Raw genomic sequence first — 21958 nt, 5'->3', positions numbered from 1 at the left:
CCGCGCCCGGCCACGAGGACACCGCCCATGACCAAAGCCTTGACGACATTGATGACCGCGCGTGGGTCCGTCGGCGACGGGCGCCGGCATTCGAAGACCGTCTGGGCACGCTTCCTGCCGTCGCTGTTCGCCTACGCAGCCGTCGTGCTGGCAACGCTTCTGGCGCTGCATCTGCCGAACGCCCCCGACTATGTCGGGCCGGACAATGACGACGTGACGCGTCTCGTGGAAATCCGCGACTGGCTTTCCGGCCAGGGCTGGTTCGACACGATGCAATATCGGCTCGGGCTCGAGGGGGGCACGCTGATGCACTGGTCGCGGCTCGTTGATCTGCCGATAGGCCTGCTGATCCGCCTGTTTTCGCTCTTTGCGGCCTCGCCTGAACAGGCCGAGGCGCTGGCGCTGACTGTGTGGCCGCTGTTTCTCGGCGTGCTGTTCATCGCCGCGGCAGGACTTGGCGGGCGTCGCCTCGGCGGCGTCTCGACCATGCATATCGCCTTCGGCCTTGCCTCGCTGTTCGTCTTCACATCGATCCGCTTCTATCCCGGTGCGATCGACCACCACAATGTCCAGCAGGTGGTGATGATGTTCATCGCCGCCATGCTGATCGATCGTCGGCGCGGCCAGCAAAGCCACGCCCTGGCCGGCATCGCTGCCGCCCTGGCGATTGCCATCGGTGCCGAGACCGTACCGCTGGTGGCGGTCGTCTGCGCCTGCGTTGCCGTGCAGTGGGCCTGGCATGGCGAGGCCTTCGGCAGCGCGGCGCGGGCGTTCGGCCTGTCGCTGTCGGTGGCCGTTTCGGTCTTCTTCCTCGCGACGGTTCCGCCGGCACACTATGCCCTGGTCACCTGCGACAACCTTTCGCTCGGCTTTTACGCACCGACGGCGATCGGCGGCGCGGGCCTGTTCCTCGCCGCCCGGCTTGTCGCACCGGCAACCGCACAATCCGCTGGCTGGCGCTTGCCGCACTCGGCATCACCGTACTCTCCTCAGCCGCCCTCATCGCGCCCGCCTGTCTGGGAAGTCCGCTCGGCAATCTCGATCCTATGCTTGCCGATCTATGGCTGTCCCGCGTGACCGAAGCCCAGTCTGTGTTGTCTCAGATCCGCCACATGCCCGATACCGTTGGCGGCTTTTATGCAGTCGGCCTGTTCGCCATCGCCATCTGCATCTTCCGCATTCTGGACGGCAACCGCGCCGAGATCCACCTGGTTCTCCTGTCGTTGATCACTGTCGCCTGGGCGATCTCGCTGGTGCAGGTGCGCGGCGCCTATCTCGCCAACGCGCTGTCTATCCTGCCGCTGGCTCTCGTCATCGACGACCTGCGCCGCCAGTCACATGCGGAGCCTGAGAACATGAATGCCGGGCTTGCCTATATCGTGACGGTGCTGTGCGCCGTGCCGGTGGTCTGGGTGTTTGCCGGCGCCGTCGCCACCAAGGGGCTGAGCGACGCGCTGACGATCCCGGCATTGACGCGGGCGGGATCGCCACTGACACAGGCGCAAGCCTGCACCAGTCTCGCCGACATGCGGGCACTCGCCGCCCTGCCGGCCGGCGTCGTCGCTGCACCCTCGGAAAGCGGCGCGTCCATCCTGCGCTACACGCCGCATCGGGTGCTGAGCGCGCCCTACCACCGTAACCAGGCGGGGATGCTGACCGAACTGCATATCGGGCTTGCACAACCGGGTGAGGCGGAAGCGTTCCTCAAGGGCGCCGGCGTCACGGTTCTCGCCTTCTGCGCCGGCGATCCGCAGACACGCGAGCTCATCCGGATGAAGCCGGACGGGCATTATGCGCAGCTGTCGCGCGGCATGATCCCACCCTACCTGCAGCCGCTGCCGGTTACCGATCCGGATGGGTTTAGACTGTTTGCGGTGCGAGGCGGCTGAGGATAACGATCAGCGCGGCAAGGGGCGGGGCTGCTGGATCGCGGCGACCGCGAAGGCTGCTAGTACCGCCGTCATCGCGCCAGCATTGACGCCGAGAAGGGCAAGTCCGAGATCGGCGAACGAGACGTTGCCGGCCGTGACGACCGCGGCAGCCGCGAAGCTTGCCGGAATGAGGAACGCGACGGCGACGAAGGCGCCTACGGAGCGAAGCGAGGCTGCGGCGAGCCCAAGCGTGACGGCGGTCAGAAACAGCATGGCTGCATCCCTGGAGGTGAGCGGTGCTTCCTCCTTAGCCCTCTCCTCCTAACAGACCACGTGTACGCCGATGCCGACGCTGAAAAGATGACCGACAGGTTTAAGGCTTGGTAAATGCCCGACCATTTTCGCCGGTTGCGCACCATTTTGTCGTCGGGCGAGGGTGAAAGCTGCGCCGTAATCGGCTAGAACGGGAGGCATGAACAGGCCGCTCTTCACCCAGTCCCCTACCAATCTCGCCGAACTTTCCGTGTCGGAACTGTCGGGGTCGATCAAGCGGACCGTCGAGACCGCGTTCGACCATGTCCGGGTGCGTGGCGAGATCTCCGGCTATCGCGGACCGCATTCTTCCGGCCATGCCTATTTCTCGCTGAAGGACGACCGGGCGCGCATCGACGCGGTGATCTGGAAGGGCTCGTTCTCGAAGCTGCGCTTCCGCCCCGAGGAGGGAATGGAGGTGATCGCCACCGGCAAAGTCACGACCTTCCCCGGCTCGTCGAAATACCAGATCGTCATCGAAACGCTGGAGCCGGCGGGCGCCGGGGCGCTGATGGCGCTGATCGAGGAACGCAAGCGCAAGCTTGGCGCCGAGGGACTGTTCGATCCCGCAGCCAAGCAGCTTCTACCCTTCATGCCGAAGGTGATCGGCGTCGTTACCTCGCCGACTGGCGCGGTCATCCGCGACATCCTGCACCGCATTACCGATCGCTTCCCCGTGCACGTCATCGTCTGGCCGGTGAAGGTGCAGGGCGAAGGCTCGGGCGACGAGGTGGCGAACGCCATCCGCGGCTTCAATGCGCTCGGCCCGGCCGGCCCGGTGCAGCGGCCGGACGTGCTGATCGTCGCCCGCGGCGGCGGCTCGCTCGAAGATCTGTGGAGCTTCAACGACGAGGCGGTGGTGCGAGCCGCGGCCGGAAGCGACATCCCGCTGATATCGGCCGTCGGTCACGAGACGGACTGGACGCTGATCGACTACGCGGCCGACGTGCGCGCACCGACGCCGACCGGTGCGGCCGAGATGGCGGTACCGGTGAAGGCCGAGCTGGAGGCGCAGCTGGCCGGTCTCGGCGCCCGTCTCAGCGACTGCGCCTCACGGCAGATGGACAATCGCCGCCAGGGCCTGCGGGCGCTGATGCGGGCTCTGCCATCGCTCGACCAGTTGCTGGCGCTGCCGCGGCGCCGCTTCGACGAAGCATCGACCGGCCTCGGGCGTGGCCTCGAGCGCACGGCCATAGTCAAGCGTCGCAGCCTGGAGCGGGCAACCGCCGGACTGCGGCTCGATCTCCTGACCGCACGGCTGGCCGAAAGACGACGCCATATCGGCGAGCAGCTGTTGCGCAAGGACCGCTGCCTGGAGCGCCACATGCTGCGCGAACGCGGCCGTATCGCCAAGGCCGAGGCCTCGCTGGCGACGCTTCCCTCGCGCCTCGCCAACCAGATCCGCCAGGAGCGGATGCATCTGACATCGCTGATGCGGCATGCCGACAGTTCCGTCGGCAACGCCATGGGCCGCCGGCTGGCGGCCGTCGCGGCGCAGGATCGGGTTCTGCAGTCGCTCTCCTACAAGAACGTCCTCAAGCGAGGCTATGCGGTTATTCGAGACGACGGCGACCAGCCTCTGACCCGCGCGGAGGCGGTGGCACAGGGAAGCGCCATCTCGATCGAGTTTGCCGACGGCCGGGTGGCGGCAGTCGCCGGAGAGACGAGCGACGCGCCGGTTGCGCCAGGTTCCGCACCGCAGTCTTCCGTCGTGCCGAAGAAGCGGCAAGCCAAGCCACAGGAAGGGCTGGCAGCGCCGAAGCAGGGCACGCTGTTCTGAGCAACGAGCCCAAGACGTTCATCCTCCTTCCGGCGGATCGCGGCATTTTCACGAAGCAAAGATCTGCAGCCGGACGTTGCGGTCTCTCGGCTGAGAAAACTAAAACTTGACAATTCCTGCCGGCGACCCTAAGTTTGGCTCATCGATATTTGCTTGTTTAGCTTTGGTTGTCGCGCATCGACTTTATGCGCCCTGAACGAACCTTCCTTTCAAAAATCGCTTCCTCATCCGCAGCACGCATGTGCTTCGGTCGCTCAATTGCTATGAAAGGGTTCATCATGACCACTGGCACCGTAAAATGGTTCAACGCCACCAAGGGCTTCGGCTTCATTCAGCCGGATAACGGCGGCCCGGACGCCTTCGTTCACATCTCCGCCGTCGAACGTGCTGGCATGCGCGAAATCGTTGAAGGCCAGAAGCTTGGCTACGATCTCGAGCGCGACAACAAGTCCGGCAAGATGTCCGCCTGCAACCTGCAGGCCGCATAAGTCGAACGGGGTCTGTTTTCCTTTGACCACGGATGTACTGGCACTGTTGAGAACATGATCCCACCCAAGGTCAGGCAGATTGCCTGGCCTTTTTTTTGCCGCTCGCGGCAGATAGCCGCAACGATGGAGGACCCGCATGACCGAGAGCTACAGCAAATCTCGCCAACAGGCGGAGATCGCATTCGGCAAGACCCAGTCGCAGCATCTGGCGCGCGCCCGCGTGGTGGATGAGGTGGATGCGATTGCCGCCGCCCGCGATGAAAAGACCACGCGGCTGAGAGAGGCGCGTCTGGCCAAGGAACAACAGGACGTACCGGCGCCGACAACGGCCCCCGGAACGAAGCGGACCAAAAAGTCCTGACGCCCTGGAACGAACACACTCAACTGGACTAGAAACTTGAAAAATACACGACAGACTGATCTGAAAGACCGCCGCAGCACTGCACAGGAAGCAAAGGCAGCGCTTCTCGAAGCCTACAAGGCAGCCAAGCAGGCAGCCAAGCCGAATGAAGAGGCCCGCCAGGCCGAACTCGTGGCGGTTGCCGCAGCTCGCGAGGAACGCCGCGCCGAGCGCGAGCGCCTGAAGAACGAGGAACGCGAACGTCTGGCGGCTGAACAGGCCGCACGCGACGCGGAAATCGAAAAGGCCGCACGCGCTGATGCGGATGCTCGCGAAGAAGCCGAGCGTAGCCGTGTTTCGCGCGTGGTGAACGACGAGGCAGCCCGCAAGGCCGAGCGCGATCGCCGCTACGCCAATCGCAAGGCGCGTCAGCGCTGATCTGACTCTACCCGGATCACGTTGCCGAATGGATCAGGCCATCCGCGCGCTCGCAGGAGCGTCCGGCTGGCGGGTCCGTCGGCACTTGCCGGCTCAGCTGCGCCAGCGGAAGAAGTCGACGAAGGCGCGCAACGACGGACGCATCTGTCGTCGCGACGGATAGTAGATGTAGAAGCCGTCGAATGGAGGGCACCAGTCTTCCAGCACCCGCACCAGCCGTCCCTCCCGAATATCCTCCTCCACCCGTCGATCGATGACGAAGGCCAGTCCCAACCCGTCAAGGGCTGCCTGGCGCATCAGCTGCTGGCTGGACAGGATCAGCGGCCCGCCGACATCGACGATGATCGATTTTCCGTCCTTCTCCAGCTCCCAGCGGTAGACTGCCCCGCTTGAAAAGCGACGGCGGATGCAGGAATGACCAATCAGCTCGCGTGGATGCTGCGGCGCCGGCCTCTCCGCCAGATAGGCGGGCGACCCGACGATCGCCCCCTGCCACGGGCCGCTCGCCCGCACCGCCACCATGTCCGCCTCCAGGTGTTCACCGAGCCTCAATCCGGCATCGAAGCCCTTCTCGACAATGTCCTCAAACCGGTCGTCGGTGCGCAGGTCGAGCTCGATCTGCGGAAAGAGCCTGAGGAACTCGGCAAGCCGCGGCATGATGACCTGCTCGGCGGCCAGCATCGGCATGGTCAGCCGCAGCGGTCCCGCCGGCCGATCGCTGTGTTCGGCAAGCGCCTCCAGCGTCGCGGCGATCTCCGCGAGCGCCGGCGATAGGCGTTCGATCAGCATCCGCCCCTCTTCGGTGGGCGATACGCTGCGGGTCGTCCTCTGCAGCAGCCGCAGGCCGAGACTTTCCTCCAGAGCCGCCACCGCGTGACTGACGGCCGAAGGCGCGATCTTGAGTTCAGCTGCCGCCTTGCGGAAGCTCCGATGCTCGGCGACGGCGGCAAGCACCGCGAGTTGGGAAAGCTGCGTCCGGTTCATTGTTCGAACAGATAGAACAGCCCGATGCTGAATGCACCCGTTTTCCTCTCCGGGGTTCGGCTCTAGATTACCGGGATCGGCACAAATTTCCGTCTGTCGGCGGAGCAAGGAGAGCAGCATGCAACATCGCAAACTCGGAAGCCTCGACGTCTCGGCACTCGGTCTCGGCTGCATGGGCATGACCCATGCCTACAGTCCCGCCGCAGATGAAAGCGGGTCGCTGGGGACACTGGCGCGCGCCGTCGAGCTTGGCGTGACATTGTTCGATACAGCGGAGGTTTATGGACCCCACACCAACGAGGTGCTGGTCGGCAAGGGGCTGAAGCCCTGGCGGGACCAGATCCTGATTGCTACCAAGTTCGGCTTCACCATCGGCGACGCGGCAAAGGCCGCCCGCCCCTCCGGCACCGACAGCCGCCCGGAAAATGTCCGCGCCGCAGCCGAGGCCTCGCTGAAGCGTCTCGGCGTCGAGGTCATCGACCTCTTCTACCAGCACCGCGTCGATCCCGACGTGCCGATCGAGGACACTGTCGGGGCCATGGCCGATCTGGTCAGGCAGGGCAAGGTTCGGGCGCTTGGCCTTTCGGAGGCGAGCGCTGCAACGCTGCGGCGCGCCCATGCCGTCCACCCGATCGCCGCCATCCAGAGCGAATATTCGCTGTGGACACGGGATCCGGAGACCAATGGCGTCCTCGATACCTGCCGCGAACTGGGCATTGGCTTCGTGCCGTTCTCGCCGCTCGGGCGCGGTGCGCTGACGGGTGCGTTGAAGAACCTCGACGGGCTGGCAGACAACGATTTCCGCCGCGGCCTTCCGCGCTTCCAGGCGGAAAACTTCGATGCCAACCTGGCGCTCGTGTCTGCACTCGAACGGATGGCGGCCGAGAAGGGTGTGACCGCCGGCCAACTGGCGCTGGCCTGGGTGCTGGCGCAGGGGGATTTCATCGTGCCCATCCCCGGCACGACAAAGATCACCAACCTGGAGAAGAATGTCGCCGCGGCCGACATCGTCTTGTCCGCCGGCGAGGTCAAGGAACTCGGCGACCTGCTGTCACCCGACAAGGTGAAGGGCGAGCGTTATCCGGAATCGATGGCGAAGATGGCCAACAAGTAAGGGCGGCGGCAGGGGCATCGTCTTGCGACGCCCCTGCCCTGACCGCAGTCCTGGCCCTCCAGACGTGGTGGGAGCATGAGTATTGAAATCTGGCGTCCTCAAAGATCCAGTGCGCGCCACCTTGCGAGATGCTCCGTCGCCTGGTTGGGTCGGCCAGAAGCTTTGCACGATGTGAATATTCTGCCACCGATCTAGTTGCATATGCAATTACCTGCTGCTAAGGTCATGTCATGTTCGATCACTGTCTCTACTTCAACACGACGGCGCTGGCCCGCCAGCTGGAACGGATCTGGACCGAGGCCTTCAAGCCGTTCGGACTGACGCCGCCGCAGGCCTTTACGCTGCGCGCCGTCCTGGCGAAGCCCGGCATGCTTCACAGCGAACTGGCAGACACCCTGAAGATCGCCCGCGCCACCGCAACCCGGTCGGTGGACGGTCTGGTGGCACGTGGGCTTCTGGAACGGCGCGCGACGGAACAGGACGGGCGGGAATCGGAATTGCACCCGACGCTTTCGGCGGTCGAGATCGGGGATGGACTTAACGCGGCGAGCGGCGAGGTGACACAAAGATTGCAGGCAGAACTCAGCGCCAGTGTCTTTTCAGGCTTCGTCCAGCAGGCGCGCTCCATCAGCAGCCACCTGACCTGACGCATTCCTACATAGTTGCATGGCTAACCAATGGAGAGAAGCATGCCCATCCTCAATGTGAAAGTCAGCGGCACGCGGTCGAACGCAACGACCAATGCGATATCCGACATGCTGATCGACCTGACGCACCGCATCCTCGGCAAGGATCCCGCGGTCACGGCCATTGCCATCGACTATGTCGATCCGCGTGACTGGACTGCCGGCGGCAAGACGCTGGCTGAGCAGGGCAAATCGAGCATCTACCTCGACATCAAGATCACCGACGAGACCAACACCAAAAGCGAAAAGGCCGCCTTCATCGAGGCGACCTTCCAGGGATTCGCAGCCCTTCTCGGCAATCTGCACGAGGAGAGCTACATCTATGTCCAGGATGTCCGTGCCGCGGCCTATGGCTACGGAGGGAAAACCCAGGAGTGGCGCTACCAGCGAGCCGGCTAGGCCCGCAGCACGCCACCGGTGGCCTTTTCGACATTGCCGACGATCTTCTTGGTCAGCGCCTCGAAATCCTCGTCGGTCAGCGTCTTGTCGGTCGGCTGGATCAGCACCTCGATGGCGACCGACTTTCTGCCTTCGCCAACCGATGCGCCCTCGAACACATCGAACACGTTGACGCCGGTGATCAGCTTACGGTCGGCGCTGGTGGCCGCCTTGATCAACGCGCCTGCCTCTACCGTCTTGTCGACGACGAAGGCAAAATCGCGCTTCACCATCTGGAAGGGTGACAGGTCCAGCGCCGGCTTGGTGCGCGTCGCCTTCTTCTTCGGCTCGGGCATGGCATCGAGATAAACCTCGAAGCCAGCCAGTGCGCCGGAGACATCAAGCGACGCCAAAGTGTTCGGATGGAATTCGCCGAAATGACCGAGAACGACCTTCGGACCCATCTTGATGGTGCCCGACCGGCCCGGATGGTACCAGGACGGACCGCCCTGCTCCACCTGGACGTTGCCCATCGGCAGGCCGCAGGCCTCGATCACCGCCAGCGCATCGGCCTTTGCGTCATAGACGTCGACCGGCTTTCCACCACCCTTCTGGGCATTAGACCAGAGGCGACCGGCGCCTGCCAGCGAGGCCGCGCCGCGACGAACGCCACCGGCGACGCGCCGCTGCTCGGCAGGCGTATCGCCTTCATAAGTGCCGGAGACCTCGAAGATCGCCACGTCGGCAAGCCCCTTGTCGGCATTGCGCTGCGCGGCCGTCAGCAGGCCGGGCAGCAGCGACGGACGCATGTCGGACATGTCGGCGGCAATCGGATTGGCGAGCTTCAGCTGCGGCTTGCCGCCGCCGAACAGCTTTGCCTGGTCTTCCGGAATGAACGACCAGGTGACGGCCTCGAGCATGCCGCGGGACGCAAGCGCACGCTTGGCGGTGCGGGTACGCACCTGCAGCACCGTCAGAATACGGCCGTTGACGGTGCCAAGGTTTTCGATCGGTTCGGGACGGATCTGGTCGACCCCGTGGATGCGCATCACCTCTTCGACCAGATCGGCCTTGCCGTCGACGTCCGGACGCCAGGACGGCACGGCAACCGTGGCGCGCGCGTCGTCGCCGGAGACGATCTCGAAGCCGAGGCTGGTCAGGATCCTGCGGCTTTCCTCGATCGAGACATTGAGCCCGGTGAGGCGCTTAACCTCGGAGAACGGAAAATCCACATGCTTCTTCGTGTGCCCGGAAAAGCCTTCGACCTTCGCCTCTGCAGCGGTGCCGCCGCAGAGATCGAGCACCAGCTGGGTGGTGCGATCGAGACCGGGCATCATGTAATCCGGGTCGACGCCGCGCTCGAAGCGATAGCGCGCATCGGTGATGATGCCGAGCGCGCGGCCGGACTTGGCGATATTGATCGGATCCCAGAGTGCCGACTCGATGAGCACGTCGGTGGTGTTCTCGTCGCAGCCGGAGTGCTCGCCGCCCATGATGCCGCCGATCGACTCGACGCCGTTGTCGTCGGCGATGACCACGGTATTCGGCGTCAGCCTGTAGGTCCGCGCGTCGAGCGCCAGGATTTCCTCACCCTCGACCGCACGGCGCACTGTAAGATTGCCGGCAACTTTGGCCGCGTCGAAGACGTGCATCGGCCGACCCTGGTCGAAGGTCATGTAGTTGGTGATATCGACGAGCGCGTTGATCGGCCGCAGGCCGATCGCCTTCAGCCGCGTCTGCATCCAGACGGGGCTCGGACCGTTCCTGACGCCGCGCACGAGGCGCAGCGCAAAGCCAGGGCAGAGCCTCTGGTCATCAAGGTCGATCGTCACCGAAACCGGCGTATCGCCCTCGATCTCGAAGTCGGCCGGCTGCGGCTGCTTCAACGTGCCGAGGCCTGAGGCGGCGAGATCACGGGCGATGCCGAAGACGCTCGTGCAGTCGGGGCGGTTCGGCGTCAGGTTGATCTCGATCATCGGATCGTCGAGGCCGGCATAGGTGGCGAACGGCGTGCCGACAGGTGCATCTTCGGGCAGATCGATGATGCCGTCATGGCTGTCGGAAATGTTGAGCTCCTTTTCCGAGCACATCATCCCGTGGCTTTCGACGCCGCGAATATTGCCGACCGCCAGCGTCACGTCGAGACCGGGCACGTAGGTGCCGGGGCGAGCCAGGGCACCGATCAGACCGGCCCGGGCGTTCGGCGCACCGCAGACGACCTGCACCGGCGGAGAACCATTGCCGGTATCGACCATCAGCACCTTCAGCCGGTCGGCGGAAGGATGCTTTTCGGCCGACAGGACCTTGGCGATGACGAACGGCTTGTAGGCCGCCTTGTCGTCGACATCCTCGACCTCAAGGCCGATCGCCGTCAGCCGCTCGCAGATCTGGTCCAGAGTGGCGTCGGTATCCAGATGATCCTTCAGCCAGGAGAGCGTGAATTTCATGGTGTCTGTTCTCCTATCAGCTGCTCAAGCCGCCAAACAGCGTCGGCATGTCGAGCGGCCGGAACCCGTAATGGCTCATCCAGCGGACATCGGCGTTGAAGAAGTCGCGCAGGTCGGGCATCCCGTATTTCAGCATGGCGATGCGATCGAGGCCCATGCCCCAGGCAAACCCCTGGTACTCGTCGGGATCGAGGCCGCCGGCACGCAGGACGTTCGGATGCACCATGCCGCAGCCGAGAATTTCCATCCAGTCGGTGCCTTCGCCGAACTTGACGATCGGCCCGGACGAGCGGTCGCACTGGATGTCGACCTCGAAGCTCGGCTCGGTGAACGGGAAGAACGACGGACGGAAGCGCATCACGACATTGTCGACTTCGAAGAAGCTCTTGCAGAACTCTTCGAGGATCCAGCGCATGTTGCCGACATGGCTTTTCCTGTCGACCACCAGGCCTTCGACCTGGTGGAACATCGGCGAATGGGTTGCGTCGGAATCCTGCCGATAGGTCTTGCCGGGAATGACGATGCGGATCGGCGGCTTCTGCGCTTCCATGGTGCGCACCTGCACCGGCGACGTGTGGGTGCGCAGAACCTTGCGCTCGCCGTTCTCGTCGGGCTGGAAGAAGAAGGTGTCGTGCATTTCGCGGGCCGGATGACCTTCCGGGAAATTCAGCGCGGTGAAATTATAGTAGTCTGTCTCGATATCCGGCCCCTCGGCGATCGAGAACCCCATGTCGGCGAAGATCGCGGTGATCTCGTCGGTGATCTGGCTGATCGGGTGGATGCGACCCCGCTCGGCCGGCGAAGAGCGGACCGGCAGCGAGACGTCGACCGTCTCGGCCTTCAGGCGCGCCTCGATCGCCGCATCACGCAGCACCGTCTTGCGGGCAGCGAGCGCGTCGCTCACCTCGGTCTTCAGGGCATTGATCGCCGCGCCGCGGCTCTGGCGCTCCTCCGGGCTCATGCCGCCGAGCGTCTTAAGGAGCTCGGAGACCGAACCCTTCTTGCCGAGCGCCGACAGGCGGACCGCTTCCAGCCCCGCCTCGTCGCCGGCCTCGGCGATTTCCGCCAGGAGCGAGATCTTCAGATTTTCCAGATCGGACATGATGTCTTCCGTGTGATGGACGGCAAAATCAGAAGCCGGCCCGGCACTCTCCGAGACGGCCAAAGAAAAACCCGCGCCAGCCGAGACCAGCGCGGGTTTCCCAATTCAACAAAGCACGAAGCCGGGAAGCGCTGGTTAGCGAACCGCGCTTTCAAACTCGTTCGTCGTGCCGGCGTCCTTGAGGTACTCAAGCGCCTTCTTGGCAGCCGATACCAGTGCGCCGAATGCTTCCGGCTCATGGATCGCCATGTCGGAGAGAACCTTGCGGTCGACTTCGATGCCAGCCTTGTTCAGGCCATCGATGAAGCGGCCGTAGGTCAGGCCGGATTCGCGGACGGCAGCATTGATGCGCTGGATCCACAGAGCGCGGAAGTTGCGCTTCTTGACGCGACGGTCGCGCGTGGCGAACTGACGCGAACGGTCCACAGCGGCCTTAGCGGCGCGGATGGTGTTCTTGCGGCGGCCGTAGAAGCCCTTGGCTGCCTTGAGGGTCTTGGTGTGCTTGGCGCGGGAAGTTACGCCACGTTTTACGCGTGCCATGTCATGATCTCCTTATCTGATCCAAAAGTGACGAGGGTCTCAGAGACCGTTCGGCAGGTAGTTCTTGATAACCTTCTTGCCATCGGGTTCGGCAAGGACCATCGTTCCGCGTGCATCGCGGATGAACTTGTTGGACCGCTTGATCATGCCGTGGCGCTTGCCGGCGGCAGCTGCAACGACCTTGCCGGAGGCAGTGATCTTGAAGCGCTTCTTGGCGGACGATTTCGTCTTCATCTTGGGCATTTTGCTACTCCGTAGTCTTGTATCGAAGCCTGCAGACGATGCAGACTTCAAGCATTAAGAACGGCCACGGCATGCCCTGCCGGACCGTTCGGACGGGCGCTTATACCGACCAGGCGGTAAAAGCGCAATGGGGAAAGCGCAGGCTCTGCGCCGCCCGTCGCAATTAGCGGGGCGTCGCACCGGGCCTTCGAAGTGCCGGCCTTATCTCGGGGCCAGCACCATCATCATCTGGCGGCCTTCGAGCTTCGGCTCGGCTTCCACCTTGGCGATCGTCGCGGTGTCGTCCTTCACCTGAAGCAGGAGCTTCATGCCAAGTTCCTGGTGCGCCATTTCACGACCGCGGAAGCGGAGCGTCACGCGAACCTTGTCGCCATCTTCGAAGAACCTGATGATCGACTTCATCTTCACCTCATAGTCATGGGTGTCGATGTTCGGACGCATCTTGATTTCTTTGATTTCGACGATCTTCTGCTTCTTGCGCGCCTCGGCCGCCTTCTTCTGGTTGGCGTATTTCAGCTTGCCGAGATCGAGGATCTTGCACACCGGCGGATCGTTGTTCGGCGAAATCTCGACGAGATCGAGACCCGCCTCCTCCGCCATCTTGAGCGCCTGGTCCGTCGGCACGGGGCCGAGGTTTTCGCCCTCTGCGTTGATCAGCTGAACGCGAGGGACGCGGATTTCGCGGTTGGAGCGCGGCCCGTCCTTGACAGGAGCGTCGGCTTTGAAGGGTCTGCGAATGGTCGTATTCTCCTTGAATTATTCCGGATCGCAACGGCAATCATCTGCGCACGGCGCAATAGCCGGGCAATGTCGTCAACGCTGCGGCGAAGTCAATAGCATATCCCGGCAGAGAAATCACCTGCTGCCGGCAATACGCGAATCTGTTTTATAGAGCCCCGATCAAGAAGGATGCAGATGATGACAACTTCGGCCAGCGGATCCGGGCTTACCACGATATCGGTAGGAGAAGGCGGTGAAACAAGGGAGATCGCCGTCCTTCATCGTCCAGCCACCGGAACCAGGGCGCCGCAGCTCGTCTGGCTCGGCGGTTATCGCTCGGACATGGCCGGCACCAAGGCGATCGAGATGGATCGTCTTGCCGAGGAGCTGGGTTGCGCAGCACTGCGCTTCGATTACTCCGGCCACGGACAGTCCGGCGGCGAATTTCGCCTCGGCACCATCTCGCGCTGGCTGGAAGAGACGCTGGCGGTGATCGACGCCTATGCCGCCGAGGAGGTGGTGCTTGTCGGGTCGTCCATGGGAGGCTGGATCGCCCTGCGCCTCGTTCAGGAACTTCGCCGCCGGGCGGCCGGCCCCCGCGTTCATGGCATGCTGCTGATCGCACCGGCGCCGGACTTCACCAGCGACCTCATCGAGCCTGCCCTGACGGAGGCGGAACATCGGTCGCTGGAAGAGCGCGGCTATTTCGAGGAAGCATCGGAGTACAGCCCGGAGCCTAACATCTTCACCCGCGCGCTGATTGAAGACGGCCGGAACAACCGCGTCCTGCAGGGCGTGATCGATACCGGCTGCCCGGTGCACATCCTGCAGGGCATGCGCGACGAGGATGTTCCCTATCGCCATGCGCTCAAGCTGGTCGAATTCCTTCCGGCGGACGATGTGGTGCTCACCCTGGTGCGGGACGGGGATCACAGGCTGTCTCGGCCGCAGGATATCGAGCGGATGCGAAACGCCATGCTGGCCCTCACCGGGATGGAACTGCCTCATTAATGGGCTGCGACCAAAAAGCCGCACTATTAACCATAAGACTCGACGGAAGCTGTTAATGCTTTGTTCATAATTGACACCCCGGCCCTTCGCCTCTTAACCTTTCGTTAGGATTTCAAGGGACGGGTCCATGATGAATGCCTCCAAGACACGGTCTGTTGCCGTGAGCTTCTTTGCCTTGTTCGCCACCGCTGCTGCGGCACTTCCGGCGTCTCAGGCAAACGTACACATGGTCACCGGCAACGTGACCTCGCAGCCCATCGGTCACTACGAATTCTGCCAGCGCTATGCGGACGAGTGCAACATTCGCCTCCCGTCGTCGCTGCCGGCCAAGGTCACCGAGTTCGGCTGGGACATGATCCATCAGGTGAACGCCTCGGTAAACGGCCGCATCAAGGCAAAGACCGACGCGGAACTCTATGGCCGCGAAGAGTTCTGGGCCTACCCGGTCGATGCCGGCGACTGCGAGGATTATGCGCTGGAGAAGCGCAAGGAGCTCTCGGACAAGGGCTTCTCGCTTGCCGACCTGCTGATCACCGTGGTCCGCAAGCCGGACGGCGAGGGTCACGCCGTTCTGACAGTGCGCACGTCCGACGGTGACTTCGTCCTCGACAACCTCAACAACGACGTCAAGCTTTGGACGGACACGTCCTACACCTTCCTCAAGCGCCAGGCTTCGTTCAGCACCGGGCGCTGGGTCACCATCGAGGATGGCCGCGAAGTGGTGGTCGGCGCACTGCGCTGATCCGGCACGCATCTCCCTGCTTTGAAATGGCCGGCTCATTGCCGGCCATTTTCGTTCGCGCGCCTGACGCGGGCCGCGCTTATCCGTGACCGATGAGGATCCCGGCGGCCAGCACCAGTGAGCCGCCGAAGACAACCTGGAAGACGGCCCGGAGGAAAGGCGTCTCCATGTACTTGTTCTGGATGAAGGCAATCGCCCACAACTCGAAGAACACGACCACGGCGGCAACGCCGGTCGCCGTCCAGAAATGCGGGATGAGATAGGGAAGCGCGTGTCCCAGGCCACCGACGGCCGTCATGATGCCTGAAGCGAGCCCGCGCTTCAGCGGCGATCCGCGGCCGGAAAGCTTGCCGTCATCGTGCGCCGCCTCGGTGAAGCCCATCGAGATGCCGGCGCCGACGGAGGCGGACAGGCCGATCAGGAAGGTCTGCCAGGTGTCTTGCGTGGCGAAGGCGGCGGCAAAGATCGGTGCCAGTGTGGAAACGGAGCCATCCATCAACCCGGCAAGGCCCGGCTGGACATAGGTGAGGATGAACTGCCGCCGCTCGCTGCGACCTTCTTCTTCGATCACGTCCTCTGGCGTATGCTTTTCGCCGAGCATGCTGGCAATCTCGCCGTGTCCCTGCTCCGCCAGTGCCAGATCGCCCAGCAGTTGCCGGGTAGAGGCGTCCGTCACGCGCCCTGCCGCCTGCGTATAGAAGCGGAAGGCTTGCGCTTCCATCTGCTCCGCCTGGGCGCGAATGGTATCCAGCGACAGGTTCTTCACCAGCCAGTCCGGACGCCGCTGGTAGAAGCCGCGCACATGCTCACGGCGGATCAGCGGGATGGTTTCGCCGAAGCGCTGCCGGAACTGGCCGATCAGCATGTTGCGGTGGGATTGCTCGACCTCCGCCATGTCCCGAAAGACCTTGGCGCTATCCGGCGCCCGCTCGGCCAAGGAAGCGGCGTAGGCCTGGTAGACGCGGGCATCTTCCTCCTCTGAAGAGATTGCCAGGGCGAGTATTTCATCTTCGGCCAGCGTATCGAAGGAACGACGGCCGGATCCACGGAGCATTGATAACATCACGACACCTTTTAGAATTATTCTAATTCTAATGTGGTGAGGCGGATTTGCAAGAGGCAGACAAGCGGAGCGAGCGGCAATGCGCACTGAGGCCAACCCGCAATGTTCATGCAGTTTCAGCATGTTGCGGCGCAATAATTGATCTTTCCGACTTGCAGCGCTCGCAACAAAATGCTTTTACGCCTCGGTTGTGGGCGCGTGCCCACCGTCAGGCATCATCCAGAGGCATCAGTTCATGAACCGCAGATCCTTCTTCCGCCAGGCGGGTACCGCCGGCATTGGCGCAGCCGCCGCCACGGCACTTGCTTCTCCCGCCCTCGCTCAGGAAAATCCGCAGATCACCTGGCGGATGACCTCGTCGTTCCCGAAGAGCCTCGACGTGCTCTTCAACAGCGCAGTCGAGATCGCCAAGAGCGTCAGCGAAGCGACGGACGGCAAGTTCCAGATCCAGACCTATGCTGCGGGCGAGATCGTTCCGCCGCTGCAGGCAGCCGATGCGGTCGCTGCCGGTACGGTCGAGATGGCACACACCTGCGCCTACTATTATGTCGGCAAGGACCCGACCTTCGCGCTCGGCACGGCGGTTCCCTTCGGCCTCAACGCGCGGCTGACGAACTCATGGTTCTCGGTTGGCGGCGGTAATGAGCTGATCAACGAGTTCCTGGCCGGCCACAACCTCTATGCCATGCCGGCCGGCAATACCGGTGCGCAGATGGGCGGCTGGTTCCGCAAGGAGATCAAGACTGTCGAGGACCTCAAGGGTCTGAAGATGCGCATCGCCGGCCTTGCCGGACAGGTGATGAGCAAGGTGGGCGTTACCCCGCAGCAGATCGCCGGCGGCGACGTCTATGCGGCCCTAGAAAAGGGCACGATTGATGCAACCGAGTTCGTCGGCCCATACGATGACCACAAGCTCGGCTTCTACAAGGTCGCCAAGTACTACTACTACCCCGCCTGGTGGGAAGGCGGCCCGACGGTCCACGCCTTCTTCAATCTCGACAAGTTCAACAGCCTGCCAAAGGCCTATCAGCGCGTGCTGACCGATGCCTGTGCCCGCGTCAACGCACTGATGCTGGAGAAGTACGACGCGCTGAACGCCAAGGCACTGCGCGAACTCGTGGCCCAGGGCGCTGTGCTGCGGCCATTCAGCCAGGACATCCTCGAGGTCTGCTATAAGGCAGCCCAGGAGACCTACAGCGAGATCTCGGCGCAGAACGCCAACTTCAAGAAGATCTACGAAAGCCAGCAAGCCTTCAAGAAGGACGGCTATCTGTGGCTGCAGATCGCCGACTACAGCTTCGACACCTTCATGATGATCCAGCAGCGCAACGGCAATCTCTGACATCCGACTTCGGGCGAGCCATCCTGTGGACTGGCTCGTCCGGCACAACGCGGTATCAGTCTTCACAAGGGCACCAGCATCCGGCGCCCTTTCCTCAAATCCCTGGTATTTCCGTCAGTTGCCGCTACTGTATGGCAAACGCGTTCCTCGCCGAGAGCAGGAGACGGCAGACGGCGAAGGCAATGACGATAGCGATTGCAAGCAGACTGAGGTTGCTGGTCATCGGACCCCCATCGTTTGTCGACGAGGTGACACGGACATTCTGGGATCATTCAGGCGTCGATTTCATAGGTCCACATCCGGCTGACGTCATCGAGGAACTGGATCTCGACTGTACGATAGACGGTGCAGTGATCGACGTCGGATACGACGCAGATACGCTGCTGCGATGCATTGAATTCCTGGACGAGCAGCTTATTCCGGCGGTGTTCGCGACCCCGGCGTCCCGCAGCATCCATCTGCGTGGCGGCTTCGTGCTGTCAGGCAACCACGAAGACCGGGATGCAATCCTTGGTCAGTTGATGGGGCAGAAAAATACAACTCTGCACTGAGGCGGGCTTGCGCCTCGATCCGGCGTGCCTATGCTGGAGATGGGGAGGACGTCGGCCATGCATCATGTCGATACACATTTTTATCCCAGCATTCTCGCACCCGGCGATCTGTCGGCAATGGAAACTGCCATCCGTACGGTTATCTCGTCGTGCAACTCAGAAGGGTGCAGCCCGGATGCCCATCAGGTGGCGCGCTTCGTCCTGCGACTCTACCGGATGGGGTTGACCGACGTGGAGAAGCTGTCGACGCTCGGTGCCCAGATGATGCGCAAGCCAGGCAGTATCGGCCAGTCGTGAGACGATTGCCGGTCCTTCGCTTGCCGAAGACGTCAACGAAAAGGGGCCGCGACGCCGACCCCTTTTTCCATAGGCGAGACTATCGCCCTCAGTTGCTGCTGTCGTTCGGGCGAGACTTTGAGCCAACGCGCTCGACATTATCGACCGTCTTGGCGTCGGCAGCCTGACCGAATTTGGTGCCACCAAGGTGACCACCTGCATTGGTCTGGGCAACCTGCGCCTCGGCGCGCTGCTGCTGTTCTTTGACATCCGTCTTGGACATGTATGCCTCCTTCGTCTGCTGGTGTCGTGACCGAACCAACGGGTGGCGACGGATGTTCCCTGCCCGTTACAGAACCGGCTCTTCAGGCGATGCGCTTGTAGAACAGGGTTGTGCCGCAGAGGCCGCCCTGCGGCCAGAGAGCATAGTCCGGAATGACGCCGACCCGCTGCCAGCCGAACCGCGGATAGATCGCCTCAGCCTCGCTGCCGGTTGCCGTATCGAGAACGAGGAGGCTACGACCGCGACGGGCGCTCTCCGCCTCCACCGCTTGCAGCAACAATCGGGAAACACCTCGCCCGCGCACCGAACGGTGGACGATCAGCTTCATGAGGTCGCCGCGATGCGGCTGATTGGGGCGGGAGGCAAAGCCGACCTGTACGGTTCCGACCACTCTGCCGTCGATCTCGCTCACCACCAGCACAGTCTGGCCGGCAGCGACGCTATCGACGACGCCTTGCCAGTAGTTCCGGGCATCCGCAGGCAAGAACGGCAGCATGAAGCCGAGCGACGCGCCGCCGTTGACGCCGTCCGACAGCACCTCGCAGAGATCGTCGATGACACGGGCTGCCTCATCGGCAGTGAGAATGCGGATGACGGGGGAAGCGGTCGCGCTCATGGTTCCAGCTTTCTCTCGGTTCAGCGGCCGCGGTCGAGGATAACCGCATAGCGGGCGGGTTGGTCTGTCGGGTTGTGAAATTCGAAGGCGTCGCCGATATCCATGAACAGGCAGTCCCCCGGCTGCAGCCGGTATGTCTGCGCGGGCATGACCATCTCCAGGGCACCTTCGAACAACCAGATATGCTGCGTCATCGAGCGGCTGCCCTCTCGGGGCGGGAAGGCCACGCGGGCGCCTGCCGGAAACGCGACCTCGACGATGTCCACCCGCGACGGCACCCCCGGGGGCGATACCGAGCGGCGCAGGTATCCTGTGATCGGATCGCGCCACAGATGCTGGGCGGAGCGACGGACCAGTGGCGAGCGGTCCGGTTCATCGGGCGCGAAAAAGGCGGAGAGCGACAGGCCCAGCGCCTCGCAGAGCCTCGCCAGCAGCGCTGCAGTCGGACTAGCCTCACCGCGCTCGATCCGTGAAATCATGGCGCGGCTGACAGCGGACGCCATCGCAAGCTGGTCGAGCGTGTAGTTCTGCCGGATCCGCAGAGACTTCAGCCGTTCGCCCAACCTGCCTTCAAAAGCCTGACCGGTATCGTCCATAGCCGGATCATGGCTTTCTCTTATAGTAGAGTCAATGGACCATATGCTGGAAATCTCAGTATAGCGCCGGTGAGAATGCGCTATCGATCGGTGCGATTTCCGCCTCTGCCACTCCCGAAATTCAACGCCCTGCCCCGGAATTCTGGCATTTGAATCGAATTTACGGCTAGGCGGGAAATCGGCTCGCTGCTATACGCGCAAGCCATGAGCACCGATCGCACGCCCCTCGACCACATCCGCAATTTCTCCATCGTCGCGCATATCGACCACGGCAAGTCGACGCTGGCCGACCGTCTGATCCAGACGACCGGAGGGCTGGCCGAGCGCGACATGTCCGAGCAGGTGCTGGATTCGATGGATATCGAGCGCGAGCGCGGCATCACCATCAAGGCCCAGACAGTGCGCCTGCACTACAAGGCCAACAATGGCGAAACCTATATCCTCAACCTGATCGACACGCCCGGCCACGTCGACTTCGCCTATGAGGTGTCGCGTTCGCTGTCGGCCTGCGAGGGTTCGCTGCTGGTCGTCGACGCCTCGCAAGGGGTCGAGGCGCAGACACTCGCCAACGTCTATCAGGCGATCGACAACAACCACGAGATCGTCACGGTTCTCAACAAGGTCGACCTTCCGGCCGCCGAGCCGGAGCGGATCAAGGAACAGATCGAAGAGGTCATCGGCATCGATGCCTCCGAGGCCGTCCTGATTTCGGCCAAGACCGGTCTCGGCATCCCCGACGTGCTGGAAGCCATCGTCCACAAGCTGCCGCCGCCGAAGAGCGAGGCCGGCGAGAAAGGTCCGCTGAAAGCGCTGCTAGTCGACAGCTGGTACGACACCTATCTCGGCGTCATGGTTCTGGTGCGTGTGCTCGACGGCGTGCTGACGAAGGGCCAGGTCATACGCATGATGGGCACCGACGCTAAATACAACGTCGAGCGCGTCGGCGTTCTGACGCCGAAAATGCTCGCCGTCGACAGCCTCGGCCCGGGCGAAATCGGCTTCTTCACCGGTTCGATCAAGGAAGTTGCCGATACCCGCGTCGGTGACACCATCACCGAGGACAAGCGCCCGACCGCCAACATGCTGCCGGGCTTCAAGCCGGCGCAGCCGGTGGTGTTCTGTGGCCTTTTCCCGGTCGACGCTGCGGATTTCGAAGATCTGCGCTCGGCGATGGGCAAGCTGCGCCTCAACGACGCGTCCTTCTCGTTCGAAATGGAAAGCTCCGCGGCACTCGGCTTCGGCTTCCGCTGCGGCTTCCTCGGCCTGCTGCATCTCGAAATCATCCAGGAGCGCCTGGAACGCGAGTTCGATCTCGACCTCATCGCGACTGCACCATCCGTGGTCTACAAGCTGTCGATGACCGACGGCACCGAGCGCGAGCTGCACAACCCGGCCGACATGCCCGACGTGGTACGCATTTCGGCAATCCAGGAGCCGTGGATCAAGGCGACGATCCTGACGCCGGACGACTATCTCGGCGGCATCCTCAAGCTTTGCCAGGACCGCCGCGGCGTGCAGACGGAGCTCACTTACGTGGGCAAGCGCGCCATGCTGACCTACGAACTGCCGCTCAACGAAGTGGTGTTCGATTTCTACGATCGGCTGAAGTCGATCTCCAAGGGTTACGCTTCGTTCGACTATCACCTCGACGCCTATCGCGAAGGAAATCTCGTGAAGATGTCGATCATGGTGAACGGCGAGCCCGTCGACGCGCTGTCGATGCTAGTGCACCGGTCAGCCGCCGAAAAGCGTGGCCGCGACATGTGCGAAAAGCTTAAAGATCTCATTCCGCGGCACATGTTCAAGATCCCGATCCAGGCGGCGATCGGCGGCAATGTGATCGCCCGCGAAACGATCTCCGCGATGCGCAAGGACGTGACCGCAAAGTGCTACGGCGGCGACGCCAGCCGCAAGCGCAAGCTGCTCGACAAGCAGAAGGCCGGCAAGAAGCGCATGCGCCAGTTCGGCAAGGTGGAAATTCCGCAGGAAGCCTTCATCGCCGCGCTGAAGATGAGCGACGAGTAAGGGGCTGGGC

Annotated in this window: 24 protein-coding genes and 1 pseudogene; 14 read left to right on the top strand and 11 right to left on the bottom strand. The window is 63.1% G+C overall.

What is annotated here, in order from left to right; all coding sequences use genetic code 11:
- Window positions 1-27 precede the first annotated feature (27 nt).
- Window positions 28-1889 (top strand): annotated as a pseudogene (locus ACR65N_RS16805) (hypothetical protein).
- A gap of 9 nt (window positions 1890-1898) precedes the next feature.
- On the opposite strand, the gene ACR65N_RS16800 reads toward ACR65N_RS16805, so the two are convergent.
- Window positions 1899-2144, bottom strand: coding sequence for a hypothetical protein (locus ACR65N_RS16800; RefSeq protein WP_440457941.1), 246 nt, complete (start codon window positions 2142-2144; stop codon window positions 1899-1901).
- A gap of 199 nt (window positions 2145-2343) precedes the next feature.
- Between ACR65N_RS16800 and xseA the strand changes: the two genes are divergently transcribed.
- The 4 genes from xseA (at window position 2344) to ACR65N_RS16780 (ending at window position 5229) form a co-directional block, all read left to right on the top strand.
- Window positions 2344-3963, top strand: a complete 1620-nt coding sequence (gene xseA / locus ACR65N_RS16795) for an exodeoxyribonuclease VII large subunit (protein ID WP_440457940.1) — start codon at window positions 2344-2346, stop codon at window positions 3961-3963.
- Window positions 3964-4241: 278 nt separating this feature from the next.
- Window positions 4242-4451, top strand: a complete 210-nt coding sequence (locus ACR65N_RS16790; RefSeq protein WP_430306229.1) for a cold-shock protein — start codon at window positions 4242-4244, stop codon at window positions 4449-4451.
- Between the two features lie 136 nt (window positions 4452-4587).
- Window positions 4588-4812 (top strand): hypothetical protein, encoded by a 225-nt coding sequence (locus ACR65N_RS16785; protein ID WP_440457939.1) that lies wholly within the window; start codon window positions 4588-4590, stop codon window positions 4810-4812.
- Between the two features lie 36 nt (window positions 4813-4848).
- On the top strand, window positions 4849-5229 hold the full coding sequence (locus ACR65N_RS16780; RefSeq protein ID WP_430306231.1) for a DUF6481 family protein: 381 nt from the start codon (window positions 4849-4851) through the stop codon (window positions 5227-5229).
- Window positions 5230-5322: 93 nt separating this feature from the next.
- Here the strand turns inward: ACR65N_RS16780 and ACR65N_RS16775 are convergent, their stop codons facing one another.
- On the bottom strand, window positions 5323-6213 hold the full coding sequence (locus tag ACR65N_RS16775) for a LysR family transcriptional regulator (protein WP_440457938.1): 891 nt from the start codon (window positions 6211-6213) through the stop codon (window positions 5323-5325).
- A gap of 118 nt (window positions 6214-6331) precedes the next feature.
- Between ACR65N_RS16775 and ACR65N_RS16770 the strand changes: the two genes are divergently transcribed.
- The 3 genes from ACR65N_RS16770 to ACR65N_RS16760 all read left to right on the top strand — a co-directional run bounded on the left by ACR65N_RS16770 (window position 6332) and on the right by ACR65N_RS16760 (window position 8412).
- Window positions 6332-7327, top strand: a complete 996-nt coding sequence (locus ACR65N_RS16770) for an aldo/keto reductase (protein WP_440457937.1) — start codon at window positions 6332-6334, stop codon at window positions 7325-7327.
- A 230-nt stretch (window positions 7328-7557) separates the two neighbouring features.
- Window positions 7558-7974, top strand: a complete 417-nt coding sequence (locus ACR65N_RS16765) for a MarR family winged helix-turn-helix transcriptional regulator (protein ID WP_440457936.1) — start codon at window positions 7558-7560, stop codon at window positions 7972-7974.
- Window positions 7975-8016: 42 nt separating this feature from the next.
- On the top strand, window positions 8017-8412 hold the full coding sequence (locus tag ACR65N_RS16760) for a tautomerase family protein (protein WP_440457935.1): 396 nt from the start codon (window positions 8017-8019) through the stop codon (window positions 8410-8412).
- Here ACR65N_RS16760 and pheT read toward each other — a convergent pair.
- The 5 genes from pheT to infC all read right to left on the bottom strand — a co-directional run bounded on the left by pheT (window position 8409) and on the right by infC (window position 13461).
- Entirely contained in the window at window positions 8409-10838 is a 2430-nt protein-coding gene (pheT, locus tag ACR65N_RS16755; RefSeq protein ID WP_440457934.1) for a phenylalanine--tRNA ligase subunit beta, read from the bottom strand. The genes ACR65N_RS16760 and pheT overlap by 4 nt on opposite strands.
- Before the next feature lie 16 nt (window positions 10839-10854).
- Window positions 10855-11940: a phenylalanine--tRNA ligase subunit alpha gene (pheS, locus tag ACR65N_RS16750; RefSeq protein ID WP_440457933.1), complete on the bottom strand. Its 1086-nt coding sequence runs from the start codon at window positions 11938-11940 to the stop codon at window positions 10855-10857.
- Window positions 11941-12075: 135 nt separating this feature from the next.
- On the bottom strand, window positions 12076-12480 hold the full coding sequence (rplT, locus tag ACR65N_RS16745; RefSeq protein WP_430306239.1) for a 50S ribosomal protein L20: 405 nt from the start codon (window positions 12478-12480) through the stop codon (window positions 12076-12078).
- 39 nt (window positions 12481-12519) lie between these two features.
- Window positions 12520-12723, bottom strand: coding sequence for a 50S ribosomal protein L35 (gene rpmI / locus ACR65N_RS16740; RefSeq protein WP_430306240.1), 204 nt, complete (start codon window positions 12721-12723; stop codon window positions 12520-12522).
- A gap of 201 nt (window positions 12724-12924) precedes the next feature.
- Entirely contained in the window at window positions 12925-13461 is a 537-nt protein-coding gene (gene infC / locus ACR65N_RS16735; protein ID WP_430306561.1) for a translation initiation factor IF-3, read from the bottom strand.
- Between the two features lie 180 nt (window positions 13462-13641).
- On the opposite strand from infC, the gene ACR65N_RS16730 reads away from it, so the two are divergent.
- Window positions 13642-14454: an alpha/beta hydrolase gene (locus ACR65N_RS16730; protein WP_440458125.1), complete on the top strand. Its 813-nt coding sequence runs from the start codon at window positions 13642-13644 to the stop codon at window positions 14452-14454.
- 127 nt (window positions 14455-14581) lie between these two features.
- Complete coding sequence (locus ACR65N_RS16725) at window positions 14582-15196, top strand: transglutaminase-like cysteine peptidase (protein ID WP_440457932.1); 615 nt, start codon at window positions 14582-14584, stop codon at window positions 15194-15196.
- Window positions 15197-15275: 79 nt separating this feature from the next.
- Here the strand turns inward: ACR65N_RS16725 and mbfA are convergent, their stop codons facing one another.
- The gene (gene mbfA / locus ACR65N_RS16720; RefSeq protein WP_440457931.1) at window positions 15276-16259 is read right to left on the bottom strand and encodes an iron exporter MbfA; all 984 of its coding nucleotides are present in this window, start codon (window positions 16257-16259) and stop codon (window positions 15276-15278) included.
- Between the two features lie 235 nt (window positions 16260-16494).
- Between mbfA and ACR65N_RS16715 the strand changes: the two genes are divergently transcribed.
- From ACR65N_RS16715 to ACR65N_RS16705, 3 genes are all read left to right on the top strand, one after another.
- Window positions 16495-17601, top strand: coding sequence for a TRAP transporter substrate-binding protein (locus ACR65N_RS16715; protein ID WP_430306243.1), 1107 nt, complete (start codon window positions 16495-16497; stop codon window positions 17599-17601).
- Between the two features lie 182 nt (window positions 17602-17783).
- Window positions 17784-18152 carry a hypothetical protein gene (locus ACR65N_RS16710; RefSeq protein ID WP_440457930.1) on the top strand — a complete coding sequence of 123 codons (369 nt, stop codon included), beginning with the start codon at window positions 17784-17786 and terminating at the stop codon, window positions 18150-18152.
- 57 nt (window positions 18153-18209) lie between these two features.
- Window positions 18210-18449, top strand: coding sequence for a hypothetical protein (locus ACR65N_RS16705; protein ID WP_440457929.1), 240 nt, complete (start codon window positions 18210-18212; stop codon window positions 18447-18449).
- An 88-nt stretch (window positions 18450-18537) separates the two neighbouring features.
- On the opposite strand, the gene ACR65N_RS16700 is transcribed toward ACR65N_RS16705, so the two are convergent.
- The 3 genes from ACR65N_RS16700 to ACR65N_RS16690 form a co-directional block, all read right to left on the bottom strand.
- Window positions 18538-18711, bottom strand: coding sequence for a hypothetical protein (locus ACR65N_RS16700; protein ID WP_440457928.1), 174 nt, complete (start codon window positions 18709-18711; stop codon window positions 18538-18540).
- An 82-nt stretch (window positions 18712-18793) separates the two neighbouring features.
- Window positions 18794-19327 (bottom strand): GNAT family N-acetyltransferase, encoded by a 534-nt coding sequence (locus ACR65N_RS16695; protein WP_440457927.1) that lies wholly within the window; start codon window positions 19325-19327, stop codon window positions 18794-18796.
- Window positions 19328-19347: 20 nt separating this feature from the next.
- A complete protein-coding gene (locus tag ACR65N_RS16690; RefSeq protein ID WP_440457926.1) occupies window positions 19348-19923 on the bottom strand; it encodes a helix-turn-helix domain-containing protein in 576 nt (191 codons plus the stop codon).
- Window positions 19924-20127: 204 nt separating this feature from the next.
- Here ACR65N_RS16690 and lepA point away from each other — a divergent pair, with 204 nt between their 5' ends.
- The gene (gene lepA / locus ACR65N_RS16685; RefSeq protein WP_430306251.1) at window positions 20128-21948 is read left to right on the top strand and encodes a translation elongation factor 4; all 1821 of its coding nucleotides are present in this window, start codon (window positions 20128-20130) and stop codon (window positions 21946-21948) included.
- The last annotated feature ends 10 nt before the right edge of the window (window positions 21949-21958 follow it).

The sequence above is a fragment of the Rhizobium sp. SAFR-030 genome, from assembly GCF_059415005.1.
The sequence above is the reverse complement of the archived record's forward strand: the minus strand, read 5'-3'. Positions and strand labels throughout refer to the sequence as shown.

Bases quoted from the DNA above. Each gene is read 5' to 3' on its own strand.
- ACR65N_RS16800 (WP_440457941.1), bottom strand. From the start codon at position 2,144: ATGCTGTTTCTGACCGCCGTCACGCTTGGGCTCGCCGCAGCCTCGCTT.
- xseA (WP_440457940.1), top strand. From the start codon at position 2,344: ATGAACAGGCCGCTCTTCACCCAGTCCCCTACCAATCTCGCCGAACTT.
- ACR65N_RS16790 (WP_430306229.1), top strand. From the start codon at position 4,242: ATGACCACTGGCACCGTAAAATGGTTCAACGCCACCAAGGGCTTCGGC.
- ACR65N_RS16785 (WP_440457939.1), top strand. From the start codon at position 4,588: ATGACCGAGAGCTACAGCAAATCTCGCCAACAGGCGGAGATCGCATTC.
- ACR65N_RS16775 (WP_440457938.1), bottom strand. From the start codon at position 6,213: ATGAACCGGACGCAGCTTTCCCAACTCGCGGTGCTTGCCGCCGTCGCC.
- ACR65N_RS16770 (WP_440457937.1), top strand. From the start codon at position 6,332: ATGCAACATCGCAAACTCGGAAGCCTCGACGTCTCGGCACTCGGTCTC.
- ACR65N_RS16765 (WP_440457936.1), top strand. From the start codon at position 7,558: ATGTTCGATCACTGTCTCTACTTCAACACGACGGCGCTGGCCCGCCAG.
- ACR65N_RS16760 (WP_440457935.1), top strand. From the start codon at position 8,017: ATGCCCATCCTCAATGTGAAAGTCAGCGGCACGCGGTCGAACGCAACG.
- pheT (WP_440457934.1), bottom strand. From the start codon at position 10,838: ATGAAATTCACGCTCTCCTGGCTGAAGGATCATCTGGATACCGACGCC.
- pheS (WP_440457933.1), bottom strand. From the start codon at position 11,940: ATGTCCGATCTGGAAAATCTGAAGATCTCGCTCCTGGCGGAAATCGCC.
- rplT (WP_430306239.1), bottom strand. From the start codon at position 12,480: ATGGCACGCGTAAAACGTGGCGTAACTTCCCGCGCCAAGCACACCAAG.
- rpmI (WP_430306240.1), bottom strand. From the start codon at position 12,723: ATGCCCAAGATGAAGACGAAATCGTCCGCCAAGAAGCGCTTCAAGATC.
- ACR65N_RS16730 (WP_440458125.1), top strand. From the start codon at position 13,642: ATGACAACTTCGGCCAGCGGATCCGGGCTTACCACGATATCGGTAGGA.
- ACR65N_RS16725 (WP_440457932.1), top strand. From the start codon at position 14,582: ATGATGAATGCCTCCAAGACACGGTCTGTTGCCGTGAGCTTCTTTGCC.
- mbfA (WP_440457931.1), bottom strand. From the start codon at position 16,259: ATGTTATCAATGCTCCGTGGATCCGGCCGTCGTTCCTTCGATACGCTG.
- ACR65N_RS16715 (WP_430306243.1), top strand. From the start codon at position 16,495: ATGAACCGCAGATCCTTCTTCCGCCAGGCGGGTACCGCCGGCATTGGC.
- ACR65N_RS16710 (WP_440457930.1), top strand. From the start codon at position 17,784: ATGACGATAGCGATTGCAAGCAGACTGAGGTTGCTGGTCATCGGACCC.
- ACR65N_RS16705 (WP_440457929.1), top strand. From the start codon at position 18,210: ATGCATCATGTCGATACACATTTTTATCCCAGCATTCTCGCACCCGGC.
- ACR65N_RS16700 (WP_440457928.1), bottom strand. From the start codon at position 18,711: ATGTCCAAGACGGATGTCAAAGAACAGCAGCAGCGCGCCGAGGCGCAG.
- ACR65N_RS16695 (WP_440457927.1), bottom strand. From the start codon at position 19,327: ATGAGCGCGACCGCTTCCCCCGTCATCCGCATTCTCACTGCCGATGAG.
- ACR65N_RS16690 (WP_440457926.1), bottom strand. From the start codon at position 19,923: ATGGACGATACCGGTCAGGCTTTTGAAGGCAGGTTGGGCGAACGGCTG.
- lepA (WP_430306251.1), top strand. From the start codon at position 20,128: ATGAGCACCGATCGCACGCCCCTCGACCACATCCGCAATTTCTCCATC.